16 protein-coding genes are annotated in these 23,350 nt (G+C 62.0%); 7 read left to right on the top strand and 9 right to left on the bottom strand.

Translation table 11 applies throughout. The features are described from left to right. The first annotated feature begins 18 nt into the window (after positions 1 to 18). Positions 19 to 510: a methylated-DNA--[protein]-cysteine S-methyltransferase gene (locus AUC43_RS07400; protein WP_068191519.1), complete on the top strand. Its 492-nt coding sequence runs from the start codon at positions 19 to 21 to the stop codon at positions 508 to 510. 259 nt (positions 511 to 769) lie between these two features. Here AUC43_RS07400 and AUC43_RS07395 read toward each other — a convergent pair whose 3' ends face one another. After that, entirely contained in the window at positions 770 to 1,654 is an 885-nt protein-coding gene (locus tag AUC43_RS07395) for an alpha/beta hydrolase (protein WP_068191517.1), read from the bottom strand. A gap of 197 nt (positions 1,655 to 1,851) precedes the next feature. Between AUC43_RS07395 and AUC43_RS07390 the strand changes: the two genes are divergently transcribed. Next, the gene (locus tag AUC43_RS07390) at positions 1,852 to 2,622 is read left to right on the top strand and encodes a tetratricopeptide repeat protein (protein ID WP_157780977.1); all 771 of its coding nucleotides are present in this window, start codon (positions 1,852 to 1,854) and stop codon (positions 2,620 to 2,622) included. Between the two features lie 80 nt (positions 2,623 to 2,702). Then, entirely contained in the window at positions 2,703 to 3,440 is a 738-nt protein-coding gene (locus AUC43_RS07385; RefSeq protein WP_068191513.1) for a hypothetical protein, read from the top strand. A 92-nt stretch (positions 3,441 to 3,532) separates the two neighbouring features. Here AUC43_RS07385 and AUC43_RS07380 read toward each other — a convergent pair whose 3' ends face one another. The 3 genes from AUC43_RS07380 to AUC43_RS07370 all read right to left on the bottom strand — a co-directional run bounded on the left by AUC43_RS07380 (position 3,533) and on the right by AUC43_RS07370 (position 9,893). After that, positions 3,533 to 5,548: a M4 family metallopeptidase gene (locus tag AUC43_RS07380; RefSeq protein ID WP_157780976.1), complete on the bottom strand. Its 2,016-nt coding sequence runs from the start codon at positions 5,546 to 5,548 to the stop codon at positions 3,533 to 3,535. A 185-nt stretch (positions 5,549 to 5,733) separates the two neighbouring features. Then, a complete protein-coding gene (locus AUC43_RS07375; protein WP_199243511.1) occupies positions 5,734 to 8,130 on the bottom strand; it encodes a M4 family metallopeptidase in 2,397 nt (798 codons plus the stop codon). Positions 8,131 to 8,576: 446 nt separating this feature from the next. After that, complete coding sequence (locus AUC43_RS07370; protein ID WP_068191507.1) at positions 8,577 to 9,893, bottom strand: amidohydrolase; 1,317 nt, start codon at positions 9,891 to 9,893, stop codon at positions 8,577 to 8,579. A gap of 153 nt (positions 9,894 to 10,046) precedes the next feature. Here AUC43_RS07370 and AUC43_RS07365 point away from each other — a divergent pair, with 153 nt between their 5' ends. Continuing rightward, the gene (locus tag AUC43_RS07365) at positions 10,047 to 10,754 is read left to right on the top strand and encodes a phosphatase PAP2-related protein (protein WP_157780975.1); all 708 of its coding nucleotides are present in this window, start codon (positions 10,047 to 10,049) and stop codon (positions 10,752 to 10,754) included. Here the strand turns inward: AUC43_RS07365 and AUC43_RS07360 are convergent. After that, complete coding sequence (locus tag AUC43_RS07360) at positions 10,736 to 11,518, bottom strand: SDR family NAD(P)-dependent oxidoreductase (protein WP_068191503.1); 783 nt, start codon at positions 11,516 to 11,518, stop codon at positions 10,736 to 10,738. The genes AUC43_RS07365 and AUC43_RS07360 overlap by 19 nt on opposite strands. Before the next feature lie 112 nt (positions 11,519 to 11,630). Continuing rightward, the gene (locus tag AUC43_RS07355; protein ID WP_068198373.1) at positions 11,631 to 12,446 is read right to left on the bottom strand and encodes a phytanoyl-CoA dioxygenase family protein; all 816 of its coding nucleotides are present in this window, start codon (positions 12,444 to 12,446) and stop codon (positions 11,631 to 11,633) included. A 492-nt stretch (positions 12,447 to 12,938) separates the two neighbouring features. Between AUC43_RS07355 and AUC43_RS07350 the strand changes: the two genes are divergently transcribed. Continuing rightward, complete coding sequence (locus tag AUC43_RS07350) at positions 12,939 to 14,477, top strand: hydroxymethylglutaryl-CoA reductase (RefSeq protein ID WP_335340914.1); 1,539 nt, start codon at positions 12,939 to 12,941, stop codon at positions 14,475 to 14,477. 472 nt (positions 14,478 to 14,949) lie between these two features. Then, the gene (locus tag AUC43_RS07345; protein WP_068191498.1) at positions 14,950 to 15,678 is read left to right on the top strand and encodes a hypothetical protein; all 729 of its coding nucleotides are present in this window, start codon (positions 14,950 to 14,952) and stop codon (positions 15,676 to 15,678) included. Between the two features lie 77 nt (positions 15,679 to 15,755). Here AUC43_RS07345 and AUC43_RS07340 read toward each other — a convergent pair whose 3' ends face one another. After that, complete coding sequence (locus tag AUC43_RS07340) at positions 15,756 to 16,277, bottom strand: hypothetical protein (RefSeq protein WP_068191496.1); 522 nt, start codon at positions 16,275 to 16,277, stop codon at positions 15,756 to 15,758. 147 nt (positions 16,278 to 16,424) lie between these two features. Here AUC43_RS07340 and AUC43_RS07335 point away from each other — a divergent pair, with 147 nt between their 5' ends. Beyond that, positions 16,425 to 19,766, top strand: a complete 3,342-nt coding sequence (locus AUC43_RS07335; protein WP_071885834.1) for a S41 family peptidase — start codon at positions 16,425 to 16,427, stop codon at positions 19,764 to 19,766. 310 nt (positions 19,767 to 20,076) lie between these two features. Here AUC43_RS07335 and AUC43_RS07330 read toward each other — a convergent pair whose 3' ends face one another. Together AUC43_RS07330 and AUC43_RS07325 are read right to left on the bottom strand one after the other, a co-directional pair. After that, the gene (locus tag AUC43_RS07330) at positions 20,077 to 21,282 is read right to left on the bottom strand and encodes a homogentisate 1,2-dioxygenase (RefSeq protein WP_068191494.1); all 1,206 of its coding nucleotides are present in this window, start codon (positions 21,280 to 21,282) and stop codon (positions 20,077 to 20,079) included. Positions 21,283 to 21,568: 286 nt separating this feature from the next. Next, a complete protein-coding gene (locus AUC43_RS07325; protein ID WP_068191492.1) occupies positions 21,569 to 23,245 on the bottom strand; it encodes a S41 family peptidase in 1,677 nt (558 codons plus the stop codon). Between the last annotated feature and the right edge of the window lie 105 nt (positions 23,246 to 23,350).

The raw sequence follows: 23,350 nt of genomic DNA, 5'->3' as shown, positions 1-23,350 counted from the left end.
GTCTACCTTTGGCTTCCTATGACGGCCACGGCTTACCTCAACTCGCCCCTGGGCTTGCTTTCCCTCACCGGCACCGATGCAGGGCTGAGCGCCGTGAGCTTCCTCGAAACACCCGGACCCGTGGCCACCCCATTTGGCGCCGTGCCAGCGTGCCTGCAGGAGGGCCACCGCCAGCTGCAAGCCTATTTTGGCCGCGAGCTGCGCGATTTCAACCTCACCTACACACCCACGTTTGGCACCGATTTTCAGCGGCAGGTCTGGCAAGCGCTGGTGGGCATCGGCTACGGCCGAACGGCTTCTTACCTAGACGTAGCCAAACGGCTGAACAACCCCAAATCGGTGCGCGCCGTGGGCGCCGCCAATGGCCAAAACCCACTGGCCATCGTGTGGCCCTGCCACCGCGTTATCGGGGCCGATGGCAGCCTCACCGGCTACGCCGGCGGCATGCACCGCAAGAAGTGGCTGCTGAATTTTGAGCAGCCCACAAGGCAAATTGGGCTGTTTGGTTGAGGTGGTTGCAGTAGTGCAGTCGTGTAGCGCGGAGCCGGGTGACCTCACCCCCGGCCCCTCTCCCGCGGAGAGGGGAGCCACGGCATAATTTTTAGCTCAATTCCTGACAACAGAAAGCCCCGGCTCAATATTGAGCTGGGGCTTTCTGTTGAGTGAACTGACGTCTGGCTCCCCTCTCCGCGGGAGAGGGGCCGGGGGTGAGGTTCCTCGGCTCCGCGCTGCAGGACGGACTGTTTGGCTCAATAAGGCGCTCAAACCTTTAGGCCCCAACCATCTTCAGCAGTTCCTGGTAAATGATATTATGCTGCCAATACAGCTGCAGCACCATGGGAATGTGGTGCTTGCCGGGCAGCACGGTGTACTGGGCGGGCTGCCCAATAACCTTGAGCCGGTCGCGGAAGCGGCCCGCGCTGCCACTGATGCTGGGGTAGGTTTCGCCGCCGATGAAGAACATAAAGGGCGGCATGCCCGGCTTAATCTTGTAGATGGCCGACTGTTCTTTCCACACCGCGGGGTCTTTGCCAAAGGGCACGAGGTACTGCTGGTCGCCCTCGTACTTCATTTCCTTGAGGTAGCTGTACATGTCGAGGCCGGCCGGGTCGTCCATGATGGCGCCACGTACGGGATTTTGAGGTAAGCCGTTGCGGGCGAGCAGGGCGTCGTCGGTGGCGAGCAGGGCCGCTAGCCCACCGCCGGCCGAGTGCCCCATCACGAAGATGCGGGCCGGGTCGCCGCCGTAGCGCCCGATGTTGGTCACGGTCCAGGCCAGGGCGTGGGCGCAATCGGCGGCCTGCTCGGGCACGTGCACCGGCGGGGCCAGGCGGTAATTGATAACCACGGCCACCACGCCCTGCTTGGCCAGCCGCCGCCCAATGAAGGTGTAGATGTTCTTGCTGCCGCTCGTCCAGCTGCCGCCGTGGATGAACAGCACCACCGGGTAGCCGGCGGTCTTGGCCGCGGCGCCGTTGGGCGAGTACACGTCCAGAATGTGGCGCTCTTTATCAAAATCGGGCGCGGAGGCCGGCACGTAGGCCACGTCTTTGGTGCGGTGGCCGGGGCGGGCCACCACGTATTCGGTGGCCAGCACTACCACTACGGCGGCTAGCAGCACGGCCAGGGGCATCAACAAAAAGAAACGACGCATAAAGTCAACGAAACCGGAAAGGGCCGCGGCCAACTGCGGGCGCGGTGGCCCACTTACGCCCTGGCAGGCGCCGCAGTTTGCGCTGAGCTCCATGCCAGGGCGGGCCATGTCCTTGCCGCTACTGGGTTTATCTTTGCCAGATAGCCTGCCGGGCCCTTTTTATAGCGGCCGGGTTTATTCATTATTCATTCAATCCCGTGTTGTTTTCCGCTTCGCTCAAAACCATTTCGCAGCCCTGGGCTGCTTTGCTGCTGCTTGGGCTGCTCGCGGCGGCCCCCGCGCACGCCCAGCGCAAAGGCCGCGCCGCCAGCGTGGCCAACGCCGATGGCAGCCTTGCCGCTGGCACCGCATCGCCGCGCGCCGCGCGCCTGCAGCCGCTATTTGGCGGCCTCACGCCGGCCCAAGCCACCCAGGTCATTGGCGAAGCCCAGCTCAAGGCCATTGCTGCCAGCTTCGGCTCAACGGCCGAGGCCAGCGCCTTTTTCACCACCAAAGGCTACGAGTACCTGCGCGAAAACCTGCCCGACACCGCCGCCTACCGCTTTAACCTGGCCTGGCTGCTCAACCCGCAAAATGCCGAAGCCTACCGCGGCCTGGGCATTGTGGCCAGCGCCCAGCCCAACCCCGACGCCGCCATCGGCCTTCTCGCCAAGGGCCTGGCCCTGGCGCCCAGCAGCACCCTGCTCATGAGCGACCTGGGCGCCAGCTACCTCATCCGCTACAGCAAGACCAAGAAAAAGAAGGACCTGACCGCCGGCATGGAACTGCTCCAGCGCGCCACCACCCTAGACCCCGCCAACGCCGATGCCTGGCAGCAGCTGGCGCGCGGCCTGTACTACCAGGAGAAGTACCCCGAGGCCTGGGCCGCCGTCCACAAAGGCCAGTCGCTGAGCGTCCCCAGCCTCGACTTTCAACTTATCACGGACCTGCTGGCCAAGCAGCCCGACCCGCAAGGCACCTTCAAGTAAGCGCCACCAAACAGACGGATTTCGGCGGTTTGCCCGTTAAGCTCCGTATAAGCGGTTTCCTTCACTTTTATATCGATAGCATGCGGATTAAGGCCTTGGTTTTAGGAGTAGTAACAACAGCAGGAATCATTAGCAGTCAAACAGTCCAAGCCCAGCATTACGGGCAAAAGCGGCATTACAATAGCCAAGGCCGCCCCTACTACCGGGGCCCGGCACACATCACGTTTGGGGCCGGCACCGGGCTCTACAACGGCGACCTGGGCAACAGCCCCAGCGACAATTTCTTCGGCCCCGCCTTTAGCGCGGGCGGGCTGTACCGCCTCACCCCCCACCTGAAAATCGGCGGCGAGTTTTCCTACGTGAAGCTGGGGGCCCGGGACAAGGCCGTGGAGCGCGGCCTGGCCTTCACCGGCTCCAACGGGCTGGGCACGGTCTTTCTGCGCTTCGATTTCCTGCACGACGAATCCATTTTTGCGGCCTCGCAGGCCGATGCGCCCACGCTGCAGATTTATGCGCAGGCCGGCGCTGGGCTGCTGCTCTTCAACCCGCGCTCCTACTTCGGCACGGAGCGGCCCGATAAGACGACCACCTACCTGCAGCCCGAGCGCAACGACTACCCGGCGCTGGCCGGCGTGGTGCCAGTAGGCGGCGGCTTCAGTGTGCTCATGACCGACCGGCTGCGGGCCGGCTTGGAAGCCAACTACTACATCACTTCCACCGACCAGCTCGACGATATCAACGTTCGCCTGGGCGGCGCCGGGCTCAACAAAGACGGCTTCGCCACGGTGATGCTGAAACTTGATTATGCCCTGCGCTAATACCACCGGAGATTAGCAAGTAAGTGAGTTAGCCAAACACAAAAAAGGCCCGTCAGCAAAACTGACGGGCCTTTTGCAATTCCAAAGAGCGGTTACTCCTTCACGAAGCGCTGGCGGAAGGTGTCCTGTCCGTCGCTTACACTAATTAGGTACATGCCTTTGGCCAAGTTGCTGATGTCAAGCGTGCCGCTGCCATCGTAGCGAGCCGTATGCACGGCAGCACCGCGCAGGTCGGATATGCGCACACTGGTGATTTCGGCGTTGCCGGCCAGCATCAGGTGCAGCTCGTTGGTAGCGGGCACCGGGTAGAGGCTGAGCGAACGAGCTGACGCATCGAGGCCGGTGAGGGAGGCATTAGCAGCGGGGCTGGTGGTGCCGGTAGCGGCGGCGAAGGCCGCACCGGTAGTCACGCCTACGGCATCCCAGGCCGCTGTTACGGCCGTTACCTGAGTTGAGCCGGAACCGTAGAGGTCCGTAGCGGCCTGAATGGAGTAAGTGCGGGCCTGTGCATAGGTAGAAGAAGCCACCATGTACACGCTTTCCATGCGGAAGGTGATTTTAGCTGCAGCATCCAGCCCAATAGCGGGCACGGTGTAAGCAACGCCCTTCTCGTTGGTGCCAGACTTGCCATTAGCAATCAGGTAATACCAGTAGTTGATTACGCCCGAATTGGTGTGCACACCGCCATTGTCGCTGGTGCCAACGTACCAGTTAATGCCCTTGTAATAATCGGGCTGCCCTTGCGACTTGGGGTCGCTCATCGAGCGCAGCGCGGCTTGCTGCTTGTCGATTTCCTCGCCAATAAGCCAAGTCGACTTGGCTTTTGGGCCGCTTGAGGTGAAGCCCAGCGAAGCCACAGCATAGGCCTCGATGCTGGCGCCCCAGATGTCGGAGAGGCCTTCGTTCATGGCACCCGACTCGTTGGAGTAGGTCAGGTTGGCCGTTTTTTCGCACACGGCGTGGCCGATTTCGTGGCCGCACACGTCCAGCGAAGTCAGCGGGCGGAAGCGCGTGGCCCCGTCGCCGTAGGTCATCACCGACCCGTTCCAGTACGCGTTTTCGTAGCTGCGGCTGTAGTGCACGTAGCTCTTGATTTTGGCACCGGCATTGTCGTAGCTATTGCGGCCGTGCACGTTCTTCCAGTAGTCGTAGGTGGCCTGGGCGCCCACGTGGGCATCGCCGGCCACGTTGTCGAAGTTGGCGTTGTTGTACTCGGCTGCCGTCCAGTTGTTATCGGCGTCGATGAAGTCAACGGCCCGGCTGTACTGGGTGCCTTTCTTCATGTTATAGGTTTCGATGCCCTGGCCGCGGGTGAGGCCTTCGCGCAGGAAGTAGCCGCCCGTGGTGGTGCCGTCGTTGGTGGAGCGGGTGCCGCTATAGGCCGTGGCAAACGAACCTGTAGCGTCCGTATGCTTGATGATATTGTCCTGCATCACGATTTCGCCCGTGCTGGCGTTCACGTAGATGTAGGCGCGGCTAACCGGCTCCTGGGCATACACGTTGAATTTCCAGGCCAGTACCGGCTGGCCTTTGGCGCTGGCTTTTTGGGTCAGCTCGTTGCGCACAATCACTAGCTCACCCTGCGGATAGTAAGTGGCAGAGGAGTTGTTGGTGTCCTTCTTCAGGCCGGCTTCTTCTTCTACGTCCTGCCACATGTACTTGGTGGCGCCCACGTGGGCCAGGGCACGGGTCAGCGCGGCCGAGGCACTCATGGAAGGCGTGGTGCTCAGCCCGGAAATCTTCTCGAAGTCGCCGCTGATGCTTTCCACCGTGCCGCCCTTGGCGTGCACCGTGTAGTCGGCGTGCTCCACGCGGATGCCCTGGTAGTACTGGGCAAACTTCTCGTGCGTGAAGCCGAGCTGGTCGGTTTCCACGTGGCGCTTCACCATCTGGTCGGCGTTGGTCAGGGCCAGTTGCTGGCGCAGCACCTGGGCGCCTTCCACGCCGCGGTAAGCGGCCTTGCCTTCGGCGCTGAACTGCACCAGCACCGGCTGGTTGTCTTCGCCCAACACTTTGTTTTGAATGCGGCGGGCGTCCTGGGCCTGGGCCGTGTTGGCGGCTAGTGCACCGAACATGAGCAATGCCGCTGCTGAGTATTTGTTGGTCATAAACTTGAAAATGGTGAGAATGGTGGAAAAATGGAAGGCAATTGCACCAAGGCGGTGCAGGTAATGATTGGGGTAGCAAATCAGGGGGTGCACCGCTAGCAGTTAAAATTCAGTGGCGCTACACAGCATAAAAAAAGGCCACCAGCACCGCCGGCGGCCTTTTTTAGCTATTGCAGAAATCCTGCTTATTCTTTTACGAAGCGCTGGTGGAACACCTTCTCGCCGTTGCTCACGGAGATGGTGTACATGCCCTTGGCCAGGCGGCTGATGTCAACCTGCCCATCGGCCAAGCTCACATTGGTCATGCGCGCACCGCGCACGTCCGTGATTTGCACGCTGGTGGCCTGCCCGGGCAGGGTGAGGCGGAGCTGGTTGGTGGCGGGGTTAGGATATACTTCCAGCACGCGGGCCTGCTCGTTGCCCAGCACGGTGCTGCCCCCGGTGAGGCTCGTGATGGCGGGCGGAGCCAGCGTACCACCGGTGATGTTGATGGTATAGTCCTCGGTTTCGCCGTAGCTGTAGCTGTTGCAGCTCGTCGTGGCCGAGTTGTCGCTCATGATGAAGCGCACGCGGGTGCTACCGCTCTTGGCCGTGGTGGGCACCGTGATGGTGCTGCTCAGGGTGCCGCTGCTGCTGCTGCTGCCGCTTACTACCAACTCGCCCGCGTCGGTGAATACGCCGTTCTGGTTGTAGTCGATGTAGATTTTCCAGTATTCGGTATATGCCGTACCAGTCGGGAAGCCAGCGCTGAAATAGATGGTTTGCGAGGTGCCGGCGCCCACGCTCGTGCTCAGGGCCGTGCCGTTGTAGTAGCCCGCATCGGAACCCGACGAACGGTTGATGCTGCCCCAGTTTACCAGGTCGATGTACTCATACGACTGCGAAGTGCCCTTACTCGTGCAATAGGTGGGCGTGGTGGTCCCGCCCGAAGCAGCGCCCACACCCACAGCAAACCACGCGTCCGTCACGGCCTTTACCTGGGCCGAAGTAGAACCATACAGGTCGGTAGCGGCCTGGATGGCATAAGTGCGGGCCTGCGAGTAGGTAGACGAAGCCACCATGTACACGCTTTCCATGCGGAAGGTGATTTTAGCCGCAGCGTCGAGGCCCACGCCGGTTACGCTGTACACGCCACCGCCTTCGTTGGTGCCCGATTTGCCTACGGCCAGGATGTAGTACCAATGGTTGAGCACGCCCGAATTGGTGTGCACGCCGCCGTTGTCGCCGGTTCCGGTGTACCAGTTCACGCCCTTATAGTAGGCGGGCTGGCCCAACGACTTGGGGTCGCTCATCGAGCGCAAAGCCGCTTGCTGCTTGTCGATTTCCTCGCCAATGAGCCAGGTCGACTTGGCTTTTACACCGCCCGAGGTGAAGCCCAAGCTGGCCACGGCGTAGGCCTCGATGCTGGCGCCCCAGATGTCGGAGAGGCCCTCGTTCATGGCGCCCGACTCGTTGGAATAAGTCAGGTTGGCCGTTTTCTCGCACACGGCGTGGCCGATTTCGTGGCCGCACACGTCCAGCGACGTCAGCGGGCGGAAGCGCGTGGCCCCGTCGCCGTAGGTCATCACCGACCCGTTCCAGTACGCGTTTTCGTAACCCACGCCGTCGCCGGGGGTGTCGTCGAAGTGCACGTAGCTCTTGATTTTGGCACCGGCGTTGTCGTAGCTGTTGCGGCCGTGGATGTTCTTCCAGTAGTCGTAGGTGGCCTGGGCGCCCACGTGGGCGTCGCCGGCCACGTTGTCAAAGTTGGCGTTGTTGTATTCCGTCCAGCTGTTATCAGCGTCGACGAAGTCGGTAGCGGCCGTGTAGCTGTTGCCCTTCTTGCAGTTATAGGTTTCGATGCCCAGGCCGCGGGTGGTGCCTTCGCGCAGGAAGTAGCCGCCGGTAGTGGTGCCGTCGTTGAACGTGCGGGTGCCGCTATAAGCGGTGGCAAACGTGCCAGTGGCCGCCGTGTGCTTGATGATGTTGTCCTGCAGCACCACTTCGCCCGTGCGGGCATCTACGTAGATGTAGGCGCGGCTGATGGGAGCGGCGGCGTACACGTTAAACTTCCAGGCCAATACTATTGGGCTCTTGGCGTTGCTTACGCGGGCATCGCGCACAAACACCAGCTCCCCCTCGGGGCGGAACGAGGCGGCATCGGCCTCGCCAGTCTGCCACATGTACTTGGTGGCGCCCACGTGGGCTAGGGCGCGGGTCAGCGCGGCCGAGGCACTCATGGAAGGCGTGGTGCTCAGCCCGGAAATCTTCTCGAAGTCGCCGCTGATGCTTTCCACCGTGCCGCCCTTGGCGTGCACCGTGTAGTCGGCGTGCTCCACGCGGATGCCCTGGTAGTACTGGGCAAACTTCTCGTGCGTGAAGCCGAGCTGGTCGGTTTCCACGTGGCGCTTCACCATCTGGTCGGCGTTGGTCAGGGCCAGTTGCTGGCGCAGCACCTGGGCGCCTTCCACGCCGCGGTAAGCGGCCTTGCCTTCGGCGCTGAACTGCACCAGCACCGGCTGGTTGTCTTCGCCCAACACTTTGTTTTGAATGCGCGCGGCATCCTGGGCCTGGGCCGTGGTAGCAGCCAGGGAGCCGAGCATCAATAATGCAACAGCTGAGTATTGTTTTCTCATGTAAGAAATTGGGTTGATGGTGGGAAAGGGAATTGCGCGAATTCTAATAATTCTCGCTTAATCTGACGCAACGTAATCAAATTTGTGATGGTCCTTACTATATATTGAGAATTTGTTTATAAATGCCCGAATTTTACACTTGAATATTTTAAGTAATTGCACTCTGCCGAATTGAAACATTCCTTTAACACTATAATTAATTTGGGCCGATTTTTGCTAGAACCAAGCCGTTCCGCCCACCTGAAATTGTCGACATAGAGGAGCTACGTTCCGCTTGGCAGCGGCTCTATTTTGGCACCCTTGGCCCTGCCAAAAACGGCCGAGGCCCTGCGCCAGCAGCCGGGGCCTGAGCCCACCAGCCGCCCGCGCAGGGCCTCGGTTTTGGTTGTATCGGTGGCGGCTATGCCGGCCGGCTAGAGCTTCTTGGCGTTCAGGTAATCGGCAGCCAAAGTGGCCAGGGTTTTCACGCCCAGCGTCAGCCCGCTTTCGTCGATGCGGAAGCCGGCCGTGTGGTGGTCGGCGGCGGTGGCGGGGTCCTGGCCTTTGGCCATACCGCCCACAAAGAGGAACAGGCCGGGTACCTTTTCCTGGTAGAAGGAAAAGTCCTCGGCGCCGGTCACGGCCTTGATTTCGTGCACGCGCCCCGGTCCGGCCGCGGCTTGCAGGGTCGGCAGCATTTGGGCCGTCAGCGCCGGGTCGTTGATGGTCACGGGCACGTAGGGCTCGATGGTGACATCGGCGGTGGCGCCGGCGCTCTCGGCGATGTTGGTGGCAATGCGCTTGATGGAGGCCCAGATTTGCTTTTGCACCGCCGGGCTGAGGGCCCGGACGGTGCCGCTCATTTCCACATCGGGCGGGATGACGTTGTAGCGCACGCCGGCGTTGATGGTGCCCACGGTTACCACGGCAGCATCATCGGTGAGTTTCACCTCACGGCTCACGATGGTTTGCAGGCCCAGGATAATCTGGGCGGCCGTCACCACGGGGTCCACGCTGTTCCAGGGGTAGGCGCCGTGCGCGCCCTTGCCGTGCACCTTGATGGTGAAGCGGTCAGAAGACGCCATTTCGCCGCCGGGGCGGTAGTTCAGGTTGCCCACTTCGGTGCCGGCGCTGATGTGCACCCCGAACACGGCATCCACCTTGGGCTTGTCGAGCACGCCTTCTTTTACCATGAGCTTGGCGCCGCCTTCCACGCCCGGCAAGGAGCCTTCCTCGGCGGGCTGAAAGATGAACTTCACGGTGCCGGGCAGGTCCTTTTTCACTTGGCTCAACACCTCGGCCGCCCCCATGAGCATGGCCACGTGGGTGTCGTGGCCGCAGGCGTGCATCACGCCCACGGGCTGGCCCAGGTAGGTAGTTTTTACTTTGGAGGCAAAGGGCAGGTCGTTGCTTTCGGTGAGGGGCAGCGCGTCCATGTCGGCGCGCAGGGCCACCACGGGGCCGGGCTTGCCGCCTTTCAGTATGCCCACCACGCCGGTGCGGCCCACGCCGGTCTGCACCTCAAAGCCTAATTTCTTGAGATGCGCGGCAATAATGCCGGCAGTGCGGGTTTCCTGGTTGCCCAGCTCGGGGTGCTCGTGAATGTCGCGCCGCCAGGCGATGACCTTGCTTTCTTCCTGGGTAGCCAGCTGGCCAATTCGGGCATTGAGGGCACTGTTTTGGGCCTGGGCCGGCAGGTTGGCCAGCGCCATCACAACGCCTGTGGAGAATAGGGGAAAAGAAATGCGCATAAAGATTGTAAGCAACGGATGAAGGGCGCCCGGCACAATTGAGCCGGCTGGTAATGTTACGCACAAGAAGGCTACCAATCCGCTAGTGTTGAGTCAGAGGCGTATTTTTGCACCCCATTCTGCTGCTGCTACCTACCCGACTGCCCAATTCCTGTGGCTACGCTTTTAAAACCCCGCCGTTTGCCCAAAGCCGCTACCTCGGCTCCGGCAACACTTTCCCCTGAGCAATCTTGGCCGGGGGCCTGGGCCAGCCCGGAGTTCCGCGGGCGGCTGGGGTTGGTGGGGCTGGGGCTGCTGGGCCTGCTGGAGGCGGCCCCGCGCTACTTCCACTTCATCCAGTCGCGCCCCGGCCGGCTGCTGGACGACCCGCTGCTGAGCTTGCTGCCGGTGCACGACGAGTCGACCCTCACCTTTGCGCTGATTTACGGGAGCATCGGGGCCACGCTGGCCTTCTTGCTGCCGCGCCCCCAGCTGCTGCTCCGGGCTTTTTGGGCGTATTTTATTTTGCAGCTGCTGCGCATGCTCACGCTGTGGCTGCTGCCGCTGGACCCGCCCGTGGCGCTGGTGGCGCTGCACGACCCCGTGGTGGACCACCTCTTTGCCGCGACCACGCAGCCCGTGGTGCGCGACTTGTTCTTCTCGGGGCACACGGCCACCATGGCGCTGCTGGCCCTGGCCGTGCGGGGCCGCCGCTGGCGCTGGCCGCTGGTGGTGCTCACCGGGGCGGTGGGCATGCTAGTGCTGGTGCAGCGGGTGCACTACTCTTACGACGTGCTGGCCGCCCCGCTGTTTGCCTGGCTGGCCTACTGGCTGGCCGAGCGAGTGGCCTGGCAGCGGCCGCCCTACAAGTACTTCTCGTAAATCCCGGCGGCGATTTTCTCCACAATGCCCTTGGGCACCACGCTGGTCAGGCCCGCCGATACCTTGTTGAGTATGCCGGGGATGATTTCGGCTTCGCCGGCCAGCAGGCCCGCCACGGCGGCTTCGGCCACGGCCTCGGCCGTCATCGATACTTTGTTGGCGGTGGCTTGCAGCTCGGCGCCCATGCCGGCGCGGTCGGCAAAGCTGGTGGTGGTGGCGCCGGGACACAGGCAGGTCACGGAGATGTTGCTGCTCTTGAGCTCGTAGCGCAGGCCCCGGCTGAAGCTTAGCAAAAACGCCTTGCTGGCCGCGTAGAGCGAAAGCGACGGCACTGCCTGGTAGGCCGCGGTGCTGGCCACGTTCAATACGTAGGCCTTGGGGGCCTGGTGCAGTGCCGGGAGCAGCGCGTGCGTGAGCGCCACCGGCAAGGTCATGTTGAGCTGAAGCATGTTTTGCTGCTCGGCCAAATTGAGCTGCTCAAAACGGCCCCAGAGGCCGTAGCCGGCATTGTTGGCCAGGATGGCCAGCTGGTCGGTTTGCTGGGTGGCCCAGGCCGCCACGGTTTCGGCCGCGCCGGGGGCAGCCAGGTCCAGGGCCAGCACGCGGGCTTGGCGCTGGTGCTTCTCCCCTATTTCCCGGGCCAGGTCCTGCAATTGGGCTTCGGAGCGCGCCACCAGCAGCAGGTCGTAGCCGCGCTGGGCCAGCAAAAGGGAAAGGGCGCGGCCAATGCCGCGCGAAGCGCCGGTAACGAGTGCGTAGCTCATTTAACAATTATCATTTGACATTTAACAGTCCGTTCAACAGCATCATACACATAGCCAAATGCCCGGCCCGGCACTAGCTGATAAATGTTAAATGATAATTGCTAAATGAAATTTATTTTACCAGGTGCAGGAAGCGCAGGTAAAACGGCGTGGGGCTGGTTTCACTCTTGGGCTGGTACTTGCCGGCGATGATGGGCACGTACATCACGCGGCGGCGGCTGGCTTCGCCGGTGAGCGGCGACTGGGCCACGCGGTGCCACATGCGGCCGTCGTGCACGGTGAGGTCGCCGGCTTCGGTCTCGATGGCCAGTTCGTTGGGGTCGTAGAAAACGTCTTTGTAGTACTTCTTCCGAAACAGCATCTTGTGCAGGCCCTGGCGGTGGGTGCCGGGAATCACGCGCAAGCCGCCGTTGGTGGCCTTGGTGCCGTCCAGGTGCAGGCCTACGTTGAGCATGGGGCCGATGCGCTTGCCATAGAACACATCGCGCAAGGAGTCGGTGTGCCAGCCCATCTGCGAGAATTCCGAGCCCTCGATGTTCACGTAGTGGTTCACCACGAGCCCGTCTTTCTCGTTTTCGCCCACCCGGCCGCCATCGGCTTCGAGCAGCGGAAACAGGGCCTTGAACCGGGGGTCCTGCACCAGCTCGTGCAGCAGGGGGCTGTGCTGCGAGGCAAAAGCGAAGCGCTGCACAATGCGGGAGCCATCCACGTCGTGGCCGTATTTGATGGGCACGCCGTTTACTTTTTCTACGCCCTGGGCCAGCCATTTGGCTTGCACTTCTTCGGTGGCTTTCAGGAGTTGCTGAACGTACTCGGGCGAGGCAAAGGGGCGAAAGTGAAGAAAGCCGTGTTTAGAGAAAAAAGCTCGCTGTTCGGCAGTAAGCGTACTGCCGAGCGTGAAGCGTGGATAGTCTGAGGGGGAGGCCATAGCAGAAAAGAGGCGGCCATCGGGCATTCCCGACGTCGCGCAAAGGTAATAATTAGGGCATAGCCACTGCCCTATCTGAGGCAGCATTGGAGACATATGGCGCCTACTAACCGCGCCGATGCACGGAGGGTTTAATAAGTAAAATACGCAACAGGAGGATGAATGGAGAGTGAACAGGCTAACTAACCTAAACACTAAAGTCCGATATACTTGCTAAATGCTTTATCTACATCAATATACCTCCAGCCCCACAATTTTGCAACTTACCCCCGCCGGTGCTATTACTTTTCCGCCCCCGGCCTATAGCAGATGGGCGGTGGCCGGGAGGGGAGCTGAAGTATTCCCGTATCCGGGCGCCCCGGGCTTGCATTCATCGTTCCGACGGCGGCACTTTTCTCCTTAAAATTTCCCACCTTCACCCCTCCGCACTCCCGCACCCGTTTCGACCTCCTCACATTCGCGCAAAAATTAATGGTCTTCACCCCCAGCCCCATGCTCCTGAAGCTGCTGTACACCCGCGGCAGCCTCCACAACCTGCCGCATTCAGGCGTGGCGTTCAGCATCAAAAACCGGCTCGACAACGTGAACCTGACGGGCTTTAAGCAGGTGCAAATCGGCGAGGTGGTGATTCCGGCCGAGAAAATCCACGTCGACTTGGGCAACGGCGAGCGGCGGGCGGCTACTGACATCAACGCCGACGGCCGGGCCATTGAGCTGCCCGTGGGCCGCTCGCTCGAGGTGTTCCTCGACACGCCGCGCCTCGCCGAGGGCATGCACCCGGTGCAGATTTGGTTTTCAACCGATGCCTTCGGCGACCTGCACGTGGAGGTCGAAGACGCCATTGTGGGCCTGGCCAGCTTCAAGCCCCACATTCCGCGCTCCCAGGAAGACGACTATTCCGAGGCCGCCATTGCAGCCCGGCAGCGCTTTGCCGAGGAGTTTTCGGGCAAGCAGTTTCAGCACCTCAAGCGCTACTCTTTTGACCCCCACGTGCTCAAGGGCAACTGCGAGCATTTCACGGGCGTGGCCCAGATTCCGGTGGGGCTGGCCGGGCCGCTGCTCGTGAACGGCGAGCACGCCCAAGGCGAGTTTCTAATACCCATGGCCACCACCGAGGGCACGCTGGTGGCGAGCTACAACCGTGGCATGCAGGTGCTCAACCTGTGCGGCGGGGTAAAGTGCACCGTCATCGGCGACGCCATGCAGCGGGCGCCGGTGTTCGTGTTCAGCGACGCCCGCGGCGCCCGCGACTTTGGCAAGTGGGTGGAGGAGTCCATTGAGCAGATTCGGCCCCAGGCCGAAAGCACGTCGAGCGTGGCCAAGCTGCAGTACATCGACACCTACCTGAGCAACAAATTCGCGTACCTGCGCTTCAATTTCAGCACCGGCGACGCGGCCGGGCAGAACATGGTGGGCCGGGCCACCTTCGCGGCCTGCTCCTGGATTCTGGAGAACTACCGGGGCGCCAAAGTGGAGCACTTCTACCTCGAGTCGAACTTCGCCACCGACAAAAAGGCCTCGCAAATCAACGTGATGCGCACCCGCGGCAAGCGCGTGGTGGCCGAAGCCGTGGTGAAGCGCGACGTGCTGCAGCAGCGCATGCGCGTGACGCCCGAGCAGCTGGCCTACCACGGGCAGGTGAGCAACGTGGGCGCCTTCCTGTCGGGGGCCAACAACAACGGCGCGCACTCGGCCAACGGCATTACGGCCATGTTCATCGCCACCGGCCAGGACGTGGCCAACGTGAGCGAGTCGTCGGCCGGCGTACTGTATTCGGAAGTGACGGCCGAGGGCGACCTGTACATCAGCATCACCATTCCCTCGCTCATCGTGGCCACCCACGGCGGCGGCACCGGCCTGGCCACCCAAAACGAATGCCTGGAAATGCTGGGCTGCGTGGGCCGCGGCACGGTGCGCAAATTTGCCGAAATCGTGGCCGGCGTGGTCCTGGCCGGCGAATTGAGTTTGGGCGCCGCCATCAGCAGCTCCGACTGGGTGAGCAGCCACGAGCAGTACGGCCGCAACCGGTAAGTCTGCCACAAGCAAAGCAGCGTCACCCTTTCAGCTCAACTTACGGGCGGCAGGGTGGCGTTTTTGCTTTGCAGCACTTGCGTGGCTTTCTACCGGCTATTCGCAACCCATGCTGGGCAACGCGGCCACTTCTATTCGTTATGTTCGCAACTCCGGCCGCGCCCTAATGGCGGCAGATAAAACGACCTCCCAATGGTGGAATATTACAACCCGCACCTTATAACTTGAGCCAATTAAAGCAGGCGGATAAATTTATTGTGCACGAGCCTAAACGCCTATTCTCTACTATTATTTCTCTTGAATATCAGCTACTTACTCAACAAGTATAACAAATCCAAATTTCTGCGCTTTGGGCTGACAAGGTGCTTGGAAGCCCGAAACAATTCAGCACAACAATCAGAATTGTGATAGATGCCGATGTTATTGTAGTTTTGGTGCAATTTTTATTCCATCTTCCTTTAATAATAAGTTAGTGAAGCACTCCTACTACTTATTTGCGGTGTTCTTAGTGGCCTGCTGGCAACCCGCCCGGGCCCAGATGGCACGGGACCAAGCGGAAGCCCAAAGGATTTACCAGCAGGCTAATAACGCTGCGGCGGCACACACCCTGCGCGCCTCGCTCAGGCAGGCAACGGGCTTCTTGGGCGATGGCACCTTCCAGTTTGGCACTGTGCGCACCTACGATGGCCGCTGCCGCCCCGTGCCGGGCCTGCGCTTCCATGCCGGCCTGCAGCTGCTCGAAACCCAGGACTCGGTAGAAATTGACTCCACCCACCTGTGGCCGGCCGGCAGCCTGCGGGGCTTCGACCTGGGCGAAGCCGGCGACGCGGAAATGCCCCTGCGCCGCTTTCGCTCCCGGACAGTGAAGGAGGGCAGCGCCGGTACGCGCCGCGAGTTTGTGGAAGTGCTCACTACCATCGATGCCGGGCCTATGCTGTTGGGCTGGCTGTACACGGTGGCGCCGGTGCCCACACCCAACGGGCGCCGCCCCCTGGTGGCGACCCTGCTGGCCGGCCCAGGCATGAACGGCAGTGAGCCCCTGCGCCCGCTCGAGCCGACCCAGGCCGGCGTGCTGCGCCTGTTTGGCACCCGCACCGAGGAGGTGCGCACCTTCGCCACCACGCAGCACCTCGACTACACCCGCCCCGCCGACATTGCCCGCATGATGGACTACTACAACCGCATTGCGGTGGTGAAATAACCAGCTAGGCAGCCCCAAAAACGACCGCGCCGGCTCCAATGGGGCCGGCGCGGTCGTTTTCAGTAAATCGGCTGGCGCTACAGCGGGTCTGCCGTAACCTTAAAGGTGGCGTCGGACCGAACGGTGAAGTCGTTGGCGCTGAAGCCGGTGAGCTTGGCGTCTACCGTCAGCTCGTACGTGTCGGACTTCAGGTACTCGTCAAGCTTGTCGGTGGTGGGTATCAGGGTGATGGTGTTGGTGCCCTGGGGCACGGAGTAGAGGTAGGCCAGCTTGATTTTGTTGTTGGCGTTGGGCGTATTGATGTAGATATCAATCTTATCCAGGAAGTCAAACGTGGCCCCGGAAGGGCTGGTCACCGTAAGCACCATCTTGTTGAGGTACACGTTTTTGACGTTGTCGCGCGTGGTTTTGTTGTTGCGGAAGGATTCTTCCGACTTCGTGACCACCTTCACCGGAGCCAGCTGGGCGCCCACGAAATAGCCCGGTATGGTCACGCTCTGCGAAACGTCGACGTTGAAAGTAAGCAGCTGGTCGAGCTTTTTGCAGCCAACCACGGCCAGAAAAAGCACCAGGGGAGCTAATAGGAAAATCTTTTTCATATAGATTAAAGAATGACTGGACTGCAAATACGGCAAAAGCTAAGCCAATGGTTCACCGCGAGCAGGTAGCTCCCCGCCTAAGCGAAAATAATTGTTTATCAGTTTCGGAGCTAACTTGGACGCCTCTTCATATCCTTCAATTAAAACATGGTGAAACCTTACTCTTTGCTGGCCTTGGCGTCGGCGTTTGCGCTGACCTCCCGGGCACAAACCGCTAGCCCCGAAACCCTGCTACTGCGCGAGCCGGCGCTGAGCCGCGACAAGCTGGCCTTCAGCTACGCCGGCGACATCTGGACGGCCAACCGCGACGGCTCCAACCCGCAGCGCCTCACCGTGGGCCCCGGCGTGGAAACCAGCCCCCACTTCTCGCCCGACGGCCAGTGGATAGCCTTCACCGGCGACTACGACCGCAACCCCGACGTGTACGTGGTGCCCATCGGCGGCGGGCAGCCGCGCCGCCTCACCTGGCATCCCTCGGCCGACGTAGTGCGCGACTGGACGCCCGACGGCAAGAGCATTCTCTTCAGCAGCTCGCAGGAAGCGTATGCGCGGTCGTTGCAGCTGTTTACGGTGGCGGTGGCCGGCGGCCTGCCCACACGCCTGCCCCTGCTGATGGGCGAGAAAGGCAGCTACTCGGCCGATGGCAAAACCCTGGCCCATACGCACATAACCAACGCCACCACCACCTGGAAGCACTACCGCGGTGGCCAAACCGGCCCCATCTGGCTCACCAACCTGCAAACCCTGGCTACCGAAGAAATTCCGCACGAAAACGCCACCGATACCAGCCCGCGCTGGCTGGGCGGCAAGGTGTATTTCCTCAGCGACCGGCAGCGCACCAACAACGTGTTTGTGTACGACGTGGCCTCCAAGAAGGTAGAGCAGCTCACCCGGCATACCGACTACGACGTGAAGGCCCTGGCCGGCTACGGCACCGAGCTGGTGTACGAGCAGGCCGGGCGCCTGCACGTGCTCAATACTGAATCGGGCAAGGCCACTGCCCTGAAAATCAGCATCACGCCCGAGGTACTGGCCCTGCGCCCGCAGTACCGCAACGTGGCTACTATGCTGCGCTCGGCCGCCATTTCGCCCACCGGCATGCGGGCCGTGGTGGAAGCCCGCGGCGACATTTTCACCGTCCCCGCCAAGAAAGGCGAGAGCCGCAACCTCACCCATTCCGACGGCGCCCACGAGCGCTACCCGGCGTGGTCGCCGGATGGCACGCGCATCGCCTACGTGTCGGATGTATCGGGCGAGTACCAGCTGCACGTGCAAGACCAGCGCGGCATCAAGCCCGCCGAGGCCTACTCACTGGGCGCGCCGTCCTTTTACTTCCATCCGCTGTGGTCGCCCGATAGCAAGAAAATAGCCTACACCGACAAAAAGCTCAACCTTTGGTACCTGAACCTGGCCACCAAAAAGCCGGTGCGGGTAGCCACTGATGCCTTCGGCCCCGTCCGGGGCGAGCCGGTGATGGCCCCAGCCTGGTCGCCGGATGCACAGTGGCTAGCGTACTCGGCGCTGATGCCCAACCACCTGCGCACGGTGTACGTGTACCACGTGCCCACGGGGCGGCGCTTTGCCATCAGCGACGGGCGCAGCGACGCTACGTCGCCGGCATTTAGCCGCGATGGCAAGTACCTCTTCTTTGCGGCCAGCACCGATGTGGGCCTGCGCACCACCTGGCTCGACATGACGGCCTACGACCGGATGAGCAAGCGCACCCTCTACGTGGCCGTGCTGAACCAGAAAGATGCGTCGCCTTTCGCCCCGCAAAGCGACGAAGAAAAAGACGCCGCCACCAAGCCGGACTCGGTGGTAGTGGGCAAGCCCGTGGGCAACCGCCCCGCGCCCAAAGTGGCGATAAAGGACCTGAAAGGGAAAAAGCCGGCCAGCGTGAAAGTGGTTATCGATACACTCGGAATGAGCCAGCGCGTGCTGGTGGTGCCCGGCTCCGCCGTGGGCGCCCTCGCGGACGTCGAAGTAGCCGATGGCGACAAGCTGTTCTATCTGGAAGACATGCCCGCAGCAACCCCGGCCGGCCCCACCGCAACCGTCCCCGAGCCCACGCAGCGCCTGCACCGCTTCGACCTGAAAGAGCGCAAAGACGACGTGTTTATGGCCGAGGTGAACGGCTATGCCCTCAGCGCCGATGGCAAGAAGCTGCTCTACATGGCGCCCAATAATGCCTTCGGGATTGTGGAAGCAGCGGGCAAACCCGCCGCGGCCGACGGCAAGCTCACCCTCACCGGCATGGACGCATACATCGACCCGCGCCACGAGTGGACGCAGATGTTCAACGAAGTGTGGCGCCTGGAGCGCGACTATTTCTACGACGCCAACATGCACGGCCTGGACTGGGCGACTACCAAGAAAAAGTACGCCTCCTTCCTACCTTACGTGGCGCACCGGGCCGACCTCAACTACCTGTTTGGGGAGATGATGGGCGAAATGGTGGTGGGCCACAACTACGTGAGCGGCGGCGACATGCCCACGATGCAAGCTGGCCCGGTGGGGTTGCTCGGCGCCGACTACGAGGTAGCCAACGACCATTACCGCTTCAAGCGGGTATTCAACGGCGAAAGCTTCAACCCTAGCCTGCGCGCCCCGCTCACGGGCCCCGGCGTGAACGTGAAGGCAGGCGAATACCTGCTGGCAGTGAACAACCGCCCGGTGCGCGGCACCGACAACGTGTACAGCTTCTTTGAGAACACCGTGGGCAAGCAAATCACGCTTACGGTAAACACCAAGCCTACCATGAGCGGCGCCCGCGAGGTAACCGTGGTGCCCGTGGCCAGCGAGGCCACCCTGCGCCGCATTGCCTGGGTGGAGGGCAACCGCCGCAAAGTGGACGAGCTCACCGGCGGGCGCGTGGCCTACGTGTACCTGCCCAACACCGGCGCCGAAGGCTACGAGTTTTTCAACCGCTACTACTTCAGTCAGCTTGATAAACAAGCCGTCATCGTTGACGAGCGGTTCAACGGCGGCGGCTTCGTGGCCGACTACATTCTCGACCTGCTCAACCGGCCTTTGCTCAGCTACTGGGCCACCCGTGAGGGCCCGGCGTTTACGTCGCCGGGCGCGTCCATCTACGGACCCAAGGTGATGCTGGTGAATGAGTTTGCCGGCTCGGGCGGCGATGCACTGCCGGCCTTTTTCCGGCGGCGCGGGTTGGGCACCATCGTAGGCAAGCGCACCTGGGGCGGCCTGGTGGGCATTTCGGGCTACCCGCCGCTCCTGGACGGCGGCAGCGTGACGTCGCCCAGCTTCGGCATCTACAGCCCCGACGGAAAATGGGAAATCGAGAACATCGGCGTCTCGCCCGACATCGAAGTGGACGTGCTGCCCAACGCCACCCAAAACGGCGACGACCCGCAGCTGGCCAAAGCCGTGGAGGTCATCATGGCCGACTTGAAAAAGCAGCCCTTCAAGCTACAAACCATCCCCGCGCAGCACCCCGAGCGGGCCGGTGGGAAAATGGAGCAATAAGGCTGCAGGCCGAGAATGAGTAGAGCGTCCGGCTGAGCGAAGCATCTCACGTGAGAACCTCACCCCCGGCCCCTCTCCAAAAGAGAGGGGAGCCACGGCACAATTTTTAGCTCAATTCCTAAAAACAGAAAAGCCCCGGCTCACTTGAGTCGGGGCTTTTTGTTTGTTTAACGTCAGGCTCCCCTCTCTTTTGGAGAGGGGCCGGGGGTGAGGTTCCCCGTTGCGGCTCAACGAAGCAGTAGAGATGCTGCGAGAAGCTCAGCATGACGTTCTGTTTTGGCTTTAGCTAGCAGTTAGCCCACGGTTCAGCTCAATCCATCATATCCGCCGATTTGGGTGGGTCGGGCACGAAGCCGGGGTTCCAGCTCATGGGGTAGCGGGCGTCGACGTAGGGCAGCGCCGCTTCGGTGAGGTAGAGCGGGCGGAAGGTATCGAGCATGAGGGCCAGCTCGTGGGTTTCTTTCTTGCCGATGCTGGCCTCTACGGTGCCGGGGTGCGGGCCGTGCGGCAGGCCCGTGGGGTGCCAGGTGAAGGAGGCCAAATCGACGCCTTTACGCGACATGAAATTGCCGGCCACGTAGTACAGCACCTCGTCGGAGTCCACGTTGGAGTGGTTGTAGGGCGCCGGAATGCTGAGCGGGTGATAGTCAAACAGGCGCGGCACAAAGGAGCAGATGACGTAGTTGTGGCCCTCGAAGGTTTGGTGCACGGGCGGCGGCTGGTGCAGGCGCCCGGTGATGGGCTCAAAATCGTGAATGCTGAAGGCGTAGGGGTAGAAATAGCCGTCCCAGCCCACCACGTCGAAGGGCGAATGGGCGTAGGTGAGCTGGTGCAGCATGCCTTCTTTTTTGACCTGCACCACGTAGTCGCCCTCCGGCAAGTCGTCGAGAATCAGCTCGGTGGGCGGACGCATGTCGCGCTCGCAGTAGGGCGAGTGCTCCAGCAGCTGGCCGAAGTGGTTGCGGTAGCGCCGCACCGTTTCCACGGGGCTGAAGGACTCGATAATCATGAGCCGGACGGGGCCTTCTTCGAAGTGGAGCTGGTGAATGACCGTGCGCGGCACCACCACGTAGTCGCCGGGCTCGAAAGCTACCTTGCCCATCTGGCTCCAGAGCTCGCCGCGGCCTTCGTGCACAAAAATCACCTCGTCGGCTTGGGCGTTTTTGTAATAATAGTCCATCCGCTTGTCCGTGGGGTTGCAGATACTCATCGTTACGTCGGCGTTGCCAAGCAGGGTCTGGCGGGCGGCGAGGTAGTCGCCGCCGGTGCTGGTTTGGGCCAGCGTGCGCAGGTGCTCGGGCTGCAGCGGCCGGTCCTTGAGCAGCTTAGGCGCGTAGGGCCGGGGCTCGCCCACGTGCTTAATCTGGGTGGGCGGGTGCACGTGGTAGAGTAGCGACGACACGCCGTGGAAACCCAGCGTGCCCACCAGCTGCTCCGAATACAGGGTGCCATCGGGCTGGCGAAACTGGGTATGGCGCTTGCGCGGAATCTGGCCGAGGCGGTGGTAGTGCGACATGAGAACAAGGGTGGGATTTGGGCAGTGAAGTTACGGGGCCGGCTTGTTTTGGCGTTGCCCACTGGTCACTATGGGCGGCGCCTGTCATTGCGAGGCAGAGCCGAAGCAATCCGTCCTCTCTCCGCGACCAGCCCAATAAAGTGTTACGCCAATTATAAAGTAACCAGCCCCGACACTGCGCAGTACCGGGGCTTGTCGCTTTAGAAAATGTCTGGTGTTGACAGGACGGATTGCCGCGCTGCGCTCGCAATGACAGAAAAGGCGCAATGACAGATGCCGCCCGCGCTTACTTGCCCAGCAGGGCCAGTTGGGCGGTGCTGTCGCTCACCACGTGCAGGGCACGCTGCAGCTCGGGGTCCTGCTCGCGGAGCACGGTGTAGTACGCCACGGGCCCGTAGGCACTGCGGGCAATGTAGGCCTTGAGCTGGTTGCGCAGCAGCGGCGCGCACCGGCGAATGGAGGCCACATCCGTGGTCACGCCAACTTGAGCCGCCTGGGCGGCCAGGCTCACCAGTTGCGCATCGGAAATGCGGAAGGTGGCATGAAACTGCTCGAAGCGCAGGCCTTCCAGCTCCGCTTTGTGCGCCTGATAGAAGGATAAGGCAAAGGCGCGGGCCACGCCGTGGCTCAGCAGCTTGGTGACGTAGGCAGAATGCGCCAGCGTATCGCGGGGCACAAAAACATCGGGCATGATGCCCCCGCCGCCGTATACCGTGCGGCCGTGGTCGGTGCGGAATCGCAGCTCTTTGGCGAAGCGGATGCTGTCGGCCGATTGCAGCTCGCCGTGGGCGGCGCGGTTGGCCACGTCGGCGCGGTATTCGGCGTAGTTGGCGCCGTAGGGCTTCTGGATGGAGCGGCCGGACGGGGTGTAGTAGCGCGCAATGGTCAGGCGCAGCTCGCTGCCGTCGCTCAGGGCTATGGGCTGCTGCACCAAGCCTTTGCCAAAGGTGCGGCGGCCCACGATGGTGGCGCGGTCGTGGTCCTGCAGGGCGCCGGCGACTACTTCGGCGGCCGAGGCGCTGCCTTCGTCCACGAGTATCACCAGGGCACCTTCTTCAAACTCGCCGGCCACCCGGGCGTAGGTCTGCGAGTCGTACTGCTCGCCCTTGCCGTCGGTATACACGATTTTGCGCGAGCCCCCGATAAACTCGTCGGCCAGCTGAGTGGCGCGGTCGAGGTAGCCGCCGGGGTTGCCGCGCAAATCCAGCACGAGGCGCGTGAGGCCCTGGCGGCGCAGGTCGGCCAGGGCGGCCTTGAACTCGTCGTAGGTATTCGAAGCAAACCGGCTCACCTTGATGTAGCCGGTCTGGCCATCCACCAGGTACGCGGCATCCACCGAGGCATTAGGCACGCGGCTGCGGGGAATGGTCAGGTTGAGCAAGTGCGCCTGCCCACGACGGCGCAGCTCCATGCTCACGCTGCTGCCGCGGGGCCCGCGCAAAAGCTCGCTGAGCCGAATGGTGCTCAGGTGCCCACCCGAAACACGCTTGTTGGCAATGCTCAAAATCTGGTCGCCGGCTTGCACGCCGGCTTGCTCGGCTGGTCCGCCGCTGAGCGGGGCCACCACGGTCATGGTATCGCGAAACAGGTTGAACTCGATGCCGATGCCGTCGAAGTCGCTTTGCAGGAAGGAATCCGTCTTTTCACGGTCGCGGGCCGGGATGTAGACGGAGTGCGGGTCGAGCTTTTCGAGCATCTGCCCCACAGCGTAATCGGCCAAGGCCTCCGTATCGACAGAGTCGGCGTAGTCGCGGTCCACGTAGCTCAATATTTCCTTGAAACGCAGGTAGCCGCGGGCCGTAGCGTCGGGATTTTCCGACGATGGCCGGAAGGGATTGTTGGCCACCAGCACCCCGCAGCCCATGGCCAGCATCAGGAGCACCCCCTGCCGCAGCCACCCGCGCCGCCCCCGAGAGGGAGCAGACCGAGCCTTTTCGGAAGCCGCCGAAGACGTGGAAGACATAAGAAAGGTATAAGTGCTAGCGAATAGAAAACCGTATTGTACAGACCAAAACTATTGAAATTTTCTTAGAACGGAATTCGCTAAGACTACAATACTTGTATTTCA

Source organism: Hymenobacter sedentarius, from assembly GCF_001507645.1.
GTDB lineage: Bacteria > Bacteroidota > Bacteroidia > Cytophagales > Hymenobacteraceae > Hymenobacter > Hymenobacter sedentarius.
Note: the sequence above shows the minus strand (reverse complement) of the source record. Positions and strands in the feature narration are given on the sequence as shown.

Bases quoted from the DNA above. Each gene is read 5' to 3' on its own strand.
- AUC43_RS07400 (WP_068191519.1), top strand. From the start codon at position 19: ATGACGGCCACGGCTTACCTCAACTCGCCCCTGGGCTTGCTTTCCCTC.
- AUC43_RS07395 (WP_068191517.1), bottom strand. From the start codon at position 1,654: ATGCGTCGTTTCTTTTTGTTGATGCCCCTGGCCGTGCTGCTAGCCGCC.
- AUC43_RS07380 (WP_157780976.1), bottom strand. From the start codon at position 5,548: ATGACCAACAAATACTCAGCAGCGGCATTGCTCATGTTCGGTGCACTA.
- AUC43_RS07370 (WP_068191507.1), bottom strand. From the start codon at position 9,893: ATGCGCATTTCTTTTCCCCTATTCTCCACAGGCGTTGTGATGGCGCTG.
- AUC43_RS07375 (WP_199243511.1), bottom strand. From the start codon at position 8,130: ATGCTCGGCTCCCTGGCTGCTACCACGGCCCAGGCCCAGGATGCCGCG.
- AUC43_RS07385 (WP_068191513.1), top strand. From the start codon at position 2,703: ATGCGGATTAAGGCCTTGGTTTTAGGAGTAGTAACAACAGCAGGAATC.
- AUC43_RS07350 (WP_335340914.1), top strand. From the start codon at position 12,939: ATGCTCCTGAAGCTGCTGTACACCCGCGGCAGCCTCCACAACCTGCCG.
- AUC43_RS07360 (WP_068191503.1), bottom strand. From the start codon at position 11,518: ATGAGCTACGCACTCGTTACCGGCGCTTCGCGCGGCATTGGCCGCGCC.
- AUC43_RS07330 (WP_068191494.1), bottom strand. From the start codon at position 21,282: ATGTCGCACTACCACCGCCTCGGCCAGATTCCGCGCAAGCGCCATACC.
- AUC43_RS07335 (WP_071885834.1), top strand. From the start codon at position 16,425: ATGGTGAAACCTTACTCTTTGCTGGCCTTGGCGTCGGCGTTTGCGCTG.
- AUC43_RS07340 (WP_068191496.1), bottom strand. From the start codon at position 16,277: ATGAAAAAGATTTTCCTATTAGCTCCCCTGGTGCTTTTTCTGGCCGTG.
- AUC43_RS07325 (WP_068191492.1), bottom strand. From the start codon at position 23,245: ATGTCTTCCACGTCTTCGGCGGCTTCCGAAAAGGCTCGGTCTGCTCCC.
- AUC43_RS07355 (WP_068198373.1), bottom strand. From the start codon at position 12,446: ATGGCCTCCCCCTCAGACTATCCACGCTTCACGCTCGGCAGTACGCTT.